At 54.8% G+C, this 12504-nt stretch carries 9 protein-coding genes and 2 riboswitches; all 9 genes read right to left on the minus strand.

Annotation, left to right across the window (positions count from 1 at the left end; genetic code table 11):
• Positions 1 to 157: 157 nt before the first annotated feature.
• The 9 genes from hpt to AC0LWT_RS28985 all read right to left on the minus strand — a co-directional run bounded on the left by hpt (position 158) and on the right by AC0LWT_RS28985 (position 12503).
• Positions 158 to 700 (minus strand): hypoxanthine phosphoribosyltransferase, encoded by a 543-nt coding sequence (gene hpt / locus AC0LWT_RS28945; RefSeq protein ID WP_474684766.1) that lies wholly within the window; start codon positions 698 to 700, stop codon positions 158 to 160.
• 25 nt (positions 701 to 725) lie between these two features.
• A complete protein-coding gene (locus AC0LWT_RS28950) occupies positions 726 to 2237 on the minus strand; it encodes an IMP dehydrogenase (protein ID WP_474684767.1) in 1512 nt (503 codons plus the stop codon).
• A gap of 32 nt (positions 2238 to 2269) precedes the next feature.
• Positions 2270 to 2830 carry a phosphoribosyltransferase gene (locus AC0LWT_RS28955; protein WP_474684768.1) on the minus strand — a complete coding sequence of 187 codons (561 nt, stop codon included), beginning with the start codon at positions 2828 to 2830 and terminating at the stop codon, positions 2270 to 2272.
• Between the two features lie 116 nt (positions 2831 to 2946).
• Positions 2947 to 3049: riboswitch (purine riboswitch) on the minus strand.
• A gap of 352 nt (positions 3050 to 3401) precedes the next feature.
• Positions 3402 to 3914 (minus strand): hypothetical protein, encoded by a 513-nt coding sequence (locus AC0LWT_RS28960; protein ID WP_474684769.1) that lies wholly within the window; start codon positions 3912 to 3914, stop codon positions 3402 to 3404.
• Positions 3915 to 4075: 161 nt separating this feature from the next.
• The gene (locus AC0LWT_RS28965) at positions 4076 to 5224 is read right to left on the minus strand and encodes a KamA family radical SAM protein (protein ID WP_474684770.1); all 1149 of its coding nucleotides are present in this window, start codon (positions 5222 to 5224) and stop codon (positions 4076 to 4078) included.
• A gap of 224 nt (positions 5225 to 5448) precedes the next feature.
• Positions 5449 to 5588, minus strand: a riboswitch (cyclic di-AMP (ydaO/yuaA leader).
• Between the two features lie 46 nt (positions 5589 to 5634).
• The gene (locus AC0LWT_RS28970) at positions 5635 to 9465 is read right to left on the minus strand and encodes an S-layer homology domain-containing protein (protein WP_474684771.1); all 3831 of its coding nucleotides are present in this window, start codon (positions 9463 to 9465) and stop codon (positions 5635 to 5637) included.
• A 458-nt stretch (positions 9466 to 9923) separates the two neighbouring features.
• Positions 9924 to 10727 (minus strand): nickel import ATP-binding protein NikE, encoded by an 804-nt coding sequence (gene nikE / locus AC0LWT_RS28975; protein ID WP_474684772.1) that lies wholly within the window; start codon positions 10725 to 10727, stop codon positions 9924 to 9926.
• Complete coding sequence (locus AC0LWT_RS28980) at positions 10724 to 11656, minus strand: ABC transporter ATP-binding protein (protein WP_474684773.1); 933 nt, start codon at positions 11654 to 11656, stop codon at positions 10724 to 10726. Before AC0LWT_RS28980 ends, nikE begins: the two co-directional genes overlap by 4 nt.
• 16 nt (positions 11657 to 11672) lie before the next feature.
• Positions 11673 to 12503 (minus strand): ABC transporter permease, encoded by an 831-nt coding sequence (locus tag AC0LWT_RS28985; protein WP_474684774.1) that lies wholly within the window; start codon positions 12501 to 12503, stop codon positions 11673 to 11675.
• Between the last annotated feature and the right edge of the window lies 1 nt (position 12504).

Consider the following 12504-nt stretch of genomic DNA (forward strand, 5'->3'; position numbering starts at 1 on the left):
GTTAAGCACACGGGATAAGGCCGTTTTTCCGTTTTTTTCACGCGCTATCATCCGTTTCTATCGTTTACCTCTACTATACCAAAATCTACTAACCTGACAACATTGATCTAACCCCCGGCTACCCGCTCCGGGAAAGAGGCGGCCTCTCGCCGCTTCCCTACTTCGCCAGCACGCTCGCGTCGAGCGCGCATACTTCCGGCAAATTGCGGTATTTGCCGGCATAGTCGAGGCCATATCCGACGACGAACTCGTCGGGAATCTCGATGCCTTTGTAATCGACATGGACTTCGACCCGGCGGCCGGAAGGCTTGTCGAGAATCGTGCATATTTTGACGCTGCGGGCTTGGCGGGCCAGAAACAGCTCTCTCAGAAATTTCAGGGTGAACCCGGATTCGACCAGGTCCTCCACAATAAGAACGTCCTTGCCCACTACATCCACATCGGTATCTTTCTTGACGGTGATCTCTCCCGAAGTTTGCGAGCCGCTGCCGTAGCTGGAAACCGACATGTAGTCCGTCTCGACAGGGAACGCAATCTCCCGCATCAAATCGGCCATAAACACCGCGCCGCCCTGCAAAATACCGATAAGCACCAGGTCTTTGCCGCGATAATCCGCGGTTATCTCCCTGCCCATTTCCTGCACCTTGCGATGCAGTTCCGCTTTGCTGACCAGCACTTTTTTGATTGCTTCCGTCACCATCCAGCCCCCTTTTCCGATGCCGGTATCAGTTCGACCGGTCCTGTTCCTTCAGGATGACATCATGCGCCCCGCCCTCAACAATGCTGGTCGAGGAGACTAGCGTAATTTTGGCCTTTTGCTGCAGCTCGGGAATAGAAATCGCGCCGCAGTTGCACATGGTGGATTTGATTTTGCTGACGGTGATATCCAGATTGTCTTTCAGCCTGCCGGCGTAAGGGATGAACGAATCGACGCCTTCCTCGAATTCCAGCTTGGATTCCTTGCCTTCGCCGCCAAAATCGTACCGCTGCCAGTTGCGCGCCCGGCTTGAGCCCTCGCCCCAATACTCCTTGACAAAATTGCCGCCGATCAGAACTTTGCGTCCGGGGCTCTCGTCGAAGCGGGCGAAATATCTGCCCAGCATAACAAAATCCGCCCCCATCGCCAGAGCGAGCACGATGTGGTAGTCGTGGACGATGCCGCCGTCGGAGCAGATCGGGACGTATTCGCCCGTCTCCTCGAAGTACCGCTGTCTCGCTTCGGCGACTTCCATGACCGCGGACGCCTGGCCGCGTCCGATGCCTTTCTGCTCGCGGGTGATGCAGATCGAGCCGCCGCCGATGCCGACCTTGATGAAATCCGCGCCCGCCTCCGCCAAATAGAGGAAGCCGTCGCTATCCACGACATTGCCGGCGCCGACCTTGACCCGATCCCCGAACGTATCCTTGATATAGCGGATCGTATCCGCCTGCCACTCCGAATAGCCGTCCGAGGAGTCGATGCAGAAAATATCCGCCCCGGCTTCGATCAGCGCCGGAACCCGCTCGCGGAAGTCTCGGGTATTGATGCCAGCCCCCACAATCAGCTGCTTGTTCTCGTCGTGCAGTTCCAGCGGGTGTTCCCACCCGCTGTCGTAATCTTTGCGGAAAACGAGATACAGCAGGTTGCCGTTTTTGTCGACAACAGGCAGGCAATTGAGCTTGTGCTCCCAGATCATATCGTTAGCCTCGGACAGCGTAATGCCTTCTTCGGCATAGATCAGGGAAGAGAACGGGGTCATGAGCTGAGAGATCGGAGTGTGGTGCGGGGTCCGGTTTTCGCGGTAATCCCTGCTGGTAACGATGCCCATCAGCTTGCCGGTCGGCAGCCCGTCTTCCGTAATGGCGATGGTGGAATGACCGCTGTCCGCCTTGAGCCGCAGCACATCTTTCAGCGTGTCCCCGGGCCTCAGATTGGAGTCGCTGACGACAAAGCCTGCCTTAAACTTTTTAACTTTCTTCACCATCTCCGCCTGCTGCTCGATCGGCTGCGAGCCGTAAATAAACGAAATGCCGCCGCATTTGGCCAAAGCGATCGCCATTTCATGATCCGATACGGCCTGCATGATCGACGAAGTGACAGGAAGATTCATTTCCAGCGCGGGCCGCTCGCCGCTCCTGAATTTTGTTACGGGGGTTCGGAGATTTACATTTTCCGGAATGCAATTTTTCGCGGTCAGATTGGGAACAAGCAAAAATTCGCTGAAAGTTCTTGAGGGCCGCTCGTAATAAAACGCCATGTCCATCCTCTCCCAAAATAAAGTTCTGCCGATTATACCTTACTTAAAAACCGCGTCGGAATCCCGAAGTCATCCTCGAGCTTCCGGTAATGCTCGCCTTTGACGAGAATGACTTGCACGCCGACAAGCCTGACTTCCATTTCTTCCAATTGCTTGACAATAGAGCGAATCGTAGAGCCCGAGCTGATTACATCGTCGAGGATCAACACGCGGTCATTTTTTTGGAAACCGTCAAAATAAATATAATTTTCGTTATATGCGGTCTCCCGTTTTATGCAAATTTGGAAATCTTCGTACAATCCCGTGCTTAGCCTGAGAATGTTCATCGGTTTTTGCAGCTTGTAGGCCGTCAGCATCCCCCACGTATGACCGCCCGGCTCCGGCGAAACGATATAGTCGAATTCCGGAAATTGCTCCAAAATGCTCTCCGCGAGATTGTCCGTAATCTCCGTCAGCAGCTCGGGAACGATATACGTCCCCCGCTCCCCAAAGGGATACAACTTAAAATCGTAGACGGTATCGCGGTCTTTCATAATCTTTACTGTTTTTGCGCTGCTGATCGACTCATTCAGCCTGGCACACATGTTGTTCATATTCGTTCACTCCTTCCGAGGTCACCTGCGCGTATTGCAAATAACCCCAGAGACAAGAGGCGCAGTACGGACAATCCCCTACCTGAACACAGCGATGCGCCCAAAGGGAAAGGAATTCGTTAACTGCTGCCTCTTATAGCCTGGGGCAATTTACGGTTGCCTGTAGAAACGCTCACACCATATTAATGAGCTTATACAAGAGTTATCGCGCTTTAATGTTATAATTTCTAACATTTATTATTTTTTACATAGTATCACCGCACTTTTTCGCTGTCAATAACTAACTACACGTTAAAATACATTACATAAATCTGCACAAAAAGAAGCCTTGTTTTTGTATATGTAACACAAATATCACAACAAATATGATCAACCGACCGCCATCAAGCAGCGCATCAACGCGCGCCGGGAGCTGCGCGGTGCATGCTATCAAGCAGCCTCAGCTCCGCCCCAGCCACCTCCCGCCGCCTGGTCACCCTCCGGCAAGAGCATGCCAGGCTCGCCGAAAACCGCTCGAACGCGACGGCAAAAAAGCCGCTCCCGATTGGAAGCGGCCTGCCGGCAAAAGCACTTATGCGTCGTACCCTTGTTTCTTGGTCAACATAACGATCAACCCTACGACAATCAACCCGATCGCCAGCGAAGACTGCCCCATAATGTTCAGGCTGATGATACTCCCAAGCGTGAAGATGGCGAAAAAGATCACCGAAACGCTTCCCAGAATAAAGACGGGAAGGAGGATCCATCTGTTTTTGCCGCCGAACCAGTAAAACTCCAGCAGCCCGAACGCTACCGCCAGCGGGAATCCCGGCCACGTATACTCCCAGATGTCGAACAGCATGGAAATCTGGCATACGCCTCCGGCCACAAGGAGAATCCCTCCCGGAATCAACAATCCGGCCCCGCGCCGCCGAGTCGCATAGAAATACATCCAATGAAACAGGAGCCCCAAAGGAATGACAAACAAACTTGGCCAAAAATAGGCGAACACCATCCCAGGATCCATCGCATTTCCCTGACTCGTAAAGAAGAAGAAAATTCCCGCCAAGACGAGAAGTGCTCCAAGCAGCGTCTTCTTATCCACCGTATACCTCCGCTATTCCATAAAATCAATATTTACTTCATTCTAGAATAAATCGGTTTGCTCCGCCAGCACCCCTGGAACGATTTTCCCTACGTCCCGAGACGGAGGCGCGGCCCCCTCTCGGGTACAGGTACGGTTAGCGGCGGCGCATGAGAAAACGGTTAGCGGCTTAGCAATTCGTTGGCGGAGACAATGTTATCGTTTTTCTTTTTCGGCTTGTTCCAGAACTGCTCATTTCCGGGCAAATCATCGAACCAGGCCGCATGCTCAGGGCAGTCGAGCGCCATAAATTTTCCGTACTGGTCGTCCCGGGATTGATGGTATTTCAAATAAGCCTTCCCATTCTCGATGGCTAAAATTTCGATTTTGCCGGAAGTGTGGCTCATCGATAGGCGGACACGCTTGCCCAGGCCGGACGTGAGGGCCTTCGCCTCTTCCACGATCCGGTACACGCGTTCCAGCGGCAGTACGAAATCTTTATTGCCGGCGACGGGCCGGTTAATGAAAAAATAATAAGGCGTGACACCCGCCCACGAAAGCTCATCCAGCAGCTCCGCAAGCACCTCGGGCCGATCGTTGATCCCTTTTAGAACGGGCGTTTGGTTCACGACAATCGCTCCCGCTTGATGGAGCGCTTCAAATCCCTTCTTCGCTTCCGCCGTAATTTCGCGCGGATGATTGATATGCGCCATCACGTAGATGCGTCGCTCCGAGTCGGAATGCTTCCGGATGGACTCCAGCAGCTTCTCGTCTTCGTAGATCCGCATCGGATTGAACACGGGAATTTTCGAGCCGAGCCGAATGATCTTCACATGGTCGATCGCTCTCAACCGTTCGAAGATGCCGTTCAGCCTTGCCGTGGAAAGGATCAAACTGTCCCCTCCCGTCAGCAGCACATTGTTGATCTCCTTGTGCCGGGCGATATAGGCCAGCCCCGGGTCGACGTTCGACATCGCCTCGCTGACATCGTTGCGGAACAACCGCTTGCGGAAACAATAGCGGCAGTAAGCGCCGCAAACCTCGGATACGATCAAAAGGGCCGTCGTCCTGTATTTATGCTGGCAGCCGGGAACGACATAATTCGTGTCCTCATCCGACGCGTCCCACCTTCCATATTCGGACAGCTCCCCGTCATTGGGAATGATCAATTTCTTGATCGGATCTTCCGGGTTGTTCCAATCTATCAGTTTCAAGTAATAATCGTTTACGCGAAACACGAATTTTTCCGTTATTTGCTTCAACCTTGTTCGATCGCGTTCGGGAATCTCCAGGATTTTATCAATATCGGTAATATATTTCGGTTGCGGCATATTTCATCCTCCTTGAAAAGACAGAATGTTGGCTTTCAACGAATCCAAGACGGCTGTCTATCTCCTCCTTCCGCGGATCAAAGCTGCGAAATAAAAATGACCCGTCTTATAGCCGGCAAGAGGACATGTCGATGCCTCCGGGCCGAAACTATACGTCGGGTCCAAATGAACACAAAAAGACCCGAATAAACGGGTCAGCAAATGCGAATATAACACAATGCAACTATGACCCACCTACTGCTGACGAGGTTAGCTGCCGGGCTCGGGAAAGATGGTTCCCTACATAAACATCATGATTCGCCCCAAAAAGATTGGTTCCCCCGCTTTCCGATTCGTTAAACCGGAAATTAAGCGTATTTTTATCTTACACAAACACCGCCGGAGAGTCAATGACGCAGCGGGATTCCGCACTAAATCAGATCCGACTTTTGCAGAAGTCTTTGAACAATAACGGAAACCTCCGCTCTCGATATGAATGCTCCAGGATCCAGCACGGCGCCGTTTCGTCCGGAAAAGATCCCGGATGCCAAGCAGTCGGAAATCCCGTTCTTCGCCCAATTCGATATCGTACCCGCGTCGGTGAAGGAGTTCAATAGCTGTCCTGCATTTGCGGAAGACTTCGCTTTGAGCCCTGTAATAGCCATTGCTCTGGCCATGATCACCATCGCTTGTTCGCGTGTAATCTTATCATTCGGGCGGAAGGTGCCGTCTTCAAAACCGCTAATCAGGTTGTACGCGAAGGCCGTTCCAACCGCGCCGGCATACCAATCTTTCGAATTAACGTCAGAGAAAGACAGTGCCCCTGCTTTTGGCTGCAGTCCTAATCCGCGAATCAAAATTGCCGCAAACTCCGCTCGTGTAATATCTTGATCGGGATTGAAGAAGCCTTTGCCGACGCCATTGATGATCATACGCGATCCCATATCGTTTATCGCTTCTTTGGCCCAGTGCGCCTCCGCATCCTTAAACTCAACCGGATGCCATACGACAGAATAGGCGCTATTCGTTATGCTGTTTATCTTGGCATAAAGCTTGCCGTCCAGCCGCACGATTTTGGTCGGCACATGGCGCAGCGTTCCATCCGTTTCAACCACGACACCAGTTGTGATTTTGTCAGGATCAACGCCATCCGGAATCGCTATTGTACGTTCAACATAAGCTTTGAACCCGTTGACTTCAATCGTCTTGTCCTTATAAAGAGCTCTTACCGTAAAATCAAGCGGCGGGACAACGACCGAAATTTTTCCCTCCCCGGATTCTTTCAGAACCCCTTGCGCCGGCGTTTTTGACACAGCAATTTCGATTTGAATCTTGATATCCTCCAAGGCTGCCGATTTGCCCAACTGATTCGAAATCGATTGGATGTCGATCTGCCCGGCCGGTAAGTTATAGGTCGCTTTATCTGTTTTTATTTCCAATACCGCTTGCTGCAGTTCCATTTTGCTGATCATCTGTCCGTCAAGCTCTCCGCGCACGACATCGGATTTGGCATCCGCCAGCATCGTCACCACAGCGAATCGCCCTTCCTTCGCGAGTAGATCCCCCAGCTTGTCCCGGTCAATGCTGATGGTTGTTACCGTCTGTGAATTTACGCTCGTCACCTTGGCTGTCCCAACATTCACCGATCTGCCGTTAATGAGAACGGTAACGCCCGTTTTATCAGGTTGCGATGTAGTCGAAGGCGTCGACTGTGGCGGCGTACTTCCACCACTGTCGCCGTCGGAAGGGATCTCCAGTCTTACGGTATTAGAAACGGCAGAAACAGGGCTGCTGCCAACGCTGTTAATCGCCGCCACAGTAAACGTATAGGTCGTGCCATACGTTAAGCCCGTAACTGTGATTGGGCTGCCGGTTCCGGTTGCAGTCAGTCCTCCCGGAATCGAGGTCACGGTGTAGCCGACGATCTCACTGCCTCCATTGCTGGATGGCGCATTGAAGCTTACCTTCGCTCCGCCGTTGGCTGCAACGGCGGTTACGCCCGTCGGGGCGTCAGGTACCGCAGCAGGCACTCCCGGCGCTGTCGGTGTCACGCTGTTCGATGCGGCCGAAGGGCCGGAGTTTCCTGCGCTATTCGTCGCTACAACCGTAAACGTATATGCCGTCCCATACGTTAAGCCCGTAACCGTGATTGGGCTGCTTGTACCCGTCCACGTCAATCCTCCCGGACTTGAAGTTACCGTATAGCCGGTTATGAGGCTGCCTCCATCGTTGAGCGGGGCCGTAAAACTCACCGTTGCTTGCGATTGGCCTACTGCCACCTCCGATTTTACATCGGTCGGTACGTCCGGAGGGGTAGTTATCTCAGATAATTTCTGGATACGGTGGTTGCCGAAATCAGCGACATATACAGTGTTTCCGCTATCTATCGCTACACCGCTTGGACTAATAAATTCCCCAAGGCCGCTTCCCTCTCCGCCTCCGCTCTTCTTCCATTCTCTCCACACCCCCGTGGAAACGTCCAGCTTCTGGATGCGATTGTTGCTCATGTCAGCAACGTATACATTCCCGCCGGCATCTACCGCCACGCTGTAAGGCTCGTCAAATTCTCCAAGGCCTTTCCCCGAACCGCCGCCGCTCTTCTTCCACTCACTCCATACTCCTGTAGCTGCCGTCAGCTTCTGGATACGGTGGTTATTGGTATCCGCTACATACACATTTCCGCTGCCGTCCACCTCGATGCCGGAAGGTCCATAAAATTCTCCGAGGCCGCTTCCCGCGCCCCCTCCGCTCTTTTTCCACTCGCTCCATACTCCCGTGACTGCATCCAGCTTCTGAATACGACTGTTATTCGTATCCGCCACGTACACATTCCCGCTGCGATCTACCGCCACTCCGCTCGGATAATCAAATTCCCCACGGCCGCTTCCTTTGCCGCCTCCGCTCTTCTTCCACTCTCTCCATGCTCCCGTGGATGCCGTAAGCTTCTGGATACGGTGGTTATCACGATCGGCCACGTATACATTCCCATTGCTGTCTACAGCAACGTCGGTCGGATTCTCAAACTCTCCAAGACCGTCACCCGAACCGCCTCCGCTCTTCTTCCACTCGCTCCATATTCCTGTGGAAACCGTCAGCTTCTGGATGCGATGATTATCGTAATCGGCCACATACACATTCCGCTCGCTGTCCACCGCCACACCGCTCGGATAACTAAACTCGCCCAAGCCTTTGCCGGCAACCGCTCCCCTATATACCCATTCGATCCATACTCCTGTGGATACCGTCAGCTTCTGAATGCGCTCATTGCCAGAATCGGCCACATACACATTCCCGCTTCCATCCACCGCTATGCCTTTGGGTTGATTAAACTCTCCCAGGCCGCTGCCCGAACCACCGCCGTTCTTCTTCCACTCGCTCCATACTCCTGTGGATACCGTCAGCTTTTGAATGCGATGGTTGCTATACTCGGCCACGTATATATTCCCGTTGTTGTCTACGGCAACGTCGTACGGATTATTAAACTCGCCCGGACCGCTTCCCGCGCCCCCTCCGCTCTTCTTCCACTCGCTCCATACTCCTGTGGTTACCGTCAGCTTCTGAATGCGATGGTTGCCGGTATCCGCCACGTACATATTGCCGCTGCTGTCCAGCGCAACGCGGGATGGAAAATTAAACTCGCCTAACCCGCTCCCTTTGCCGCCCCCGCTCTTCTTCCACTCGCTCCACACGCCAGTAACTGCATCCAATTTCTGAATGCGATGATTCCAGGCATCCGCCACATACACATTCCCGCTATTGTCTACAGCCACGCCTCTCGGATTATTAAACTCGCCCAGGCCGCTTCCCGCGCCCCCTCCGCTTTTCTTCCATTCGCTCCATACTCCTGTGGATACCGTCAGCTTCTGAATGCGATGATTACTGGTATCCGCCACATACACGTTCCCGCTGACGCCTACCGCTACGCCTGCCGGATTGGAAAACTCGCCCAAACCGCTTCCATACGCCGGCCCATCCCCGCTCTTTTTCCACTCGTTCCACACTCCGGTGGCTGTATCCAGCTTCTGGATACGATGGTTATTGTTATCCGCCACATATACATTCCCACTGCTGTCTACCGCTACTCCGGTCGGATTCGAAAACCCGCCGAGCGCATTATTGCCGGTCGATCCGATCTTGGCATATTGACTCCATAGTTCCGCTGCTTGCACAGGAAATGTGAGTAATGTATTACAGACCATAATAAATACAAGGCCCCACACCCATAGCTTTCCTGCAGCCGGTTTTGCATATCTCCGATTCATAACTCCCATTCTCCTCCTCTAGCTGAACTTACACGCAATCCCTCCTGCATTTTACCAGGCATCTCTCTCAAAATTCTCACAAATGTGCCTTCAACAACAAAATGAAAGCGCATTCAAATGTGAGCAAAGTACAAGCATGCCAAAAATCGCAGGACAACGACGATAGCGGGGCATTCAAAAAATCACAGGACAACGATGATAGCGAGACATTCGAGGAGATAGTTTGCGCCGCTCCGAAAAATCGAAGAATTGTAACCACCGGCACCGGCTTAGGCGGTAACTTCCATCGCCCCCTATAAGGGAGGGCATGTTAATCATTCGAGTTCAAGGGATGTCTAACTCGTAGCTATAAGCTTTCCTGACGCACGAATATTTGCGGCGGCGATCTGCAGGGCCGGGGCGGCAAATCCGGCACGGCCTGCGTTTATTATCCGGCGGCAGCAAAGCCCTAGGATTCGTCATAGCGGAACGGGCCGCTGCGGGCGGATCGGCAGCACCGCCTGGAGCAACCGCCGGCCGGCCGGGTGGCGCAGTTCGTCAAGCCGCGATGCGTCATCCAGCGTCTCGACGATTTCGCCCCGCTCCATGACCGCTACGCGGTCGGCAAGAACCCTCACGGCCGACAAGTCGTGGGAGATGAATAAATACGACAGGCCGAACTGCTCCTTCAGCCGGCCGAGCAGCCGCAAAATACCGGCCTGCACGAGCACGTCCAGGCTGTTGACCGCCTCGTCCAGCACGATCAGCTTCGGCCGGAGGGCAATCGCGCGGGCGATGCCGACCCGCTGCAGCTGCCCGCCGCTGAACTCGTGCGGGTATTTCCCGGCGTCGTCGCCGTGCAGGCCGACCGCTTCCAGCAGCTCGCGGACGCGTTGCCGCTGCGCAGGCGCAGTCATTCGCTCGTGAACGCGCAGCGGCTCGGCGATGATGCTCTGCACGTTCATGCGCGGATTGACCGCGCTGTGAACGTCCTGAAACACCAGCTGCATGTCGCGTCGCAGCTGCTTGCGCTCCTTGGCCGAGACGTCATGCAGCCGACGGCCCAGAAACAGCACTTCCCCGCTGTCCGGGCGCTCCAGTCCGAGCACGATTTTGCCCAGCGTGCTTTTGCCTGAGCCGCTTTCGCCGACGAGCGCAAGGCACGTCCCTTCGTCGAGGCGAAGGGAGACGTTTTTTACCGCCTCGATCACAGTGCGGCGGTTCCAGCCAAGCCGGCGGGAGCGGTACGTTTTTGACACGTGATTCAGTTCCAATATGTTCATCGTTTCACCCCGCCCCCGAAATTCGACACCCAATGCCCGGGCGCCGCCTCGAACAAACCATCGTCCGCAGCGCCATCCCCTTCTGTGTTTGCGGGCTGGGCCTCGTGCCAATCGGCCGCCACGCCGACGCTGCCGTCGACACCGCCTTCCCGCGCCCCAAGCAGCGCCTGCGTATACGGATGGCGCGGGCGGTTCAGCAGCAGCGCTGCCGGGCCTTTTTCCAGCAGCCGCCCCTTACGCATCACGGCCACTTCGTCCGCAAGCCTGGCGATGACGCCAAGATCGTGGGACACGAGCAGCATGCCCATGCCGCTCTGCCCGCGCAGCATTTGCAGCTCGTCCAGGATAGCGGCCTGTGTGGTCGTGTCGAGCGCGGTCGTCGGCTCGTCGGCGATCAGCAGCGCCGGATTCAGGCAAGCGGCCATGGCGATCATCGCCCGCTGCAGCATCCCCCCGCTCAGCTCGAAGGGGTACATGCTCAGCAGCCTTTCGCCATGCGGCAGCCGGAACCGCCGGATTTGCGCCGCCGCAAGCTCGCGAGCTTCCGCTTTTCGCATGGGCAAATGGGCGCGAATCGTCTCGATAAAATGGCCGCCCACCGTCATCATCGGATTGAAGGCGGACATCGGATTTTGCATAATAACGGCTATGTCGCGCCCGCGCAGCCGGCGCATTTTCTCGGCGGGCAGGTCCAGCAATTCCTCGCCGCGAAAGCGGATGCTGCCATTGACCCGCTGCCCTGCGCCGAGCAAGCGGACAATCGCCGAGCATATCATCGTTTTGCCGCTTCCGCTCTCTCCGACGATCCCCAGCACCCGCCCCTGACCGAGCGCCAAGCTTACATTGTTCACAACGCGCTTCGCCGCCCCTCCGGGGACAGGCAAATCAACTTGCAATCGCCGGATATCCAGCAATATTGGTAGTCCCATACACAACTCCTATCGTTTAGACGGATTTCGGATCAAGCGTATCGCGCAGCGCGTCGCCGAACCAACTGAACGCCACCACGGTGGCGAAGATCATCATCCCGGGCGCGATCATCAGCAGCGGATGGCTGCCCATCAAAGATTTGCTGTCGTTGATCATCATCCCCCATTCGGCCATCGGCGCTTGCACGCCCAAACCGAGAAACGACAATTCCGAAATTTGCAAAATGACCGCACCCATCTGCAAAAATTGAACCACCATCATTTGCGGCAGCACGAACGGCACAATATGCCGAAGCACAATTCCGAAGCCGGAAGCTCCCGTGATTTGCGCAGACAGCACATAATTCCGCTCTTTTAAACTGACGACCGACGTCCGGATCATCCTCGCGTAGCCGACCCAATTGACGACGACCAGCGCAACGACCAGATTCACCACGCCGCCGCCCAGCAAACCGACAATAGCCAGTGCGAAAATCAAGCTCGGAAAAGCAAGAAACAAATCGCAAATGCGCATCAAAAGCCGGTCCAACCGGCCTCCCCTATAGCCCGCAGCGATTCCGACGATCAGACTCAGCACAAGAGTGATCGCTGTAACGACAAAAGCCGCAGCGAGCGATACGCGCGCGCCGGCGATGATCCGCGACCAGACGCAGCGGCCCAGATGGTCCGTACCCAGCGGGTACTCCCAGGAAGGCGGCTGCAATTTGCGGACGATATCGACCTCATACGGATCGTGCGGCATCAAGTACGGACCGAGCACGGCCATCATCACGAGCGCCAGCAGGCAAATCCCGCTGATCATCAGCGCCGCCGGACGTCGAAGCTTGAGGTTAAAGCGTTCGCCCATG

It is taken from the genome of Paenibacillus sp. sgz302164, assembly GCF_056120505.1.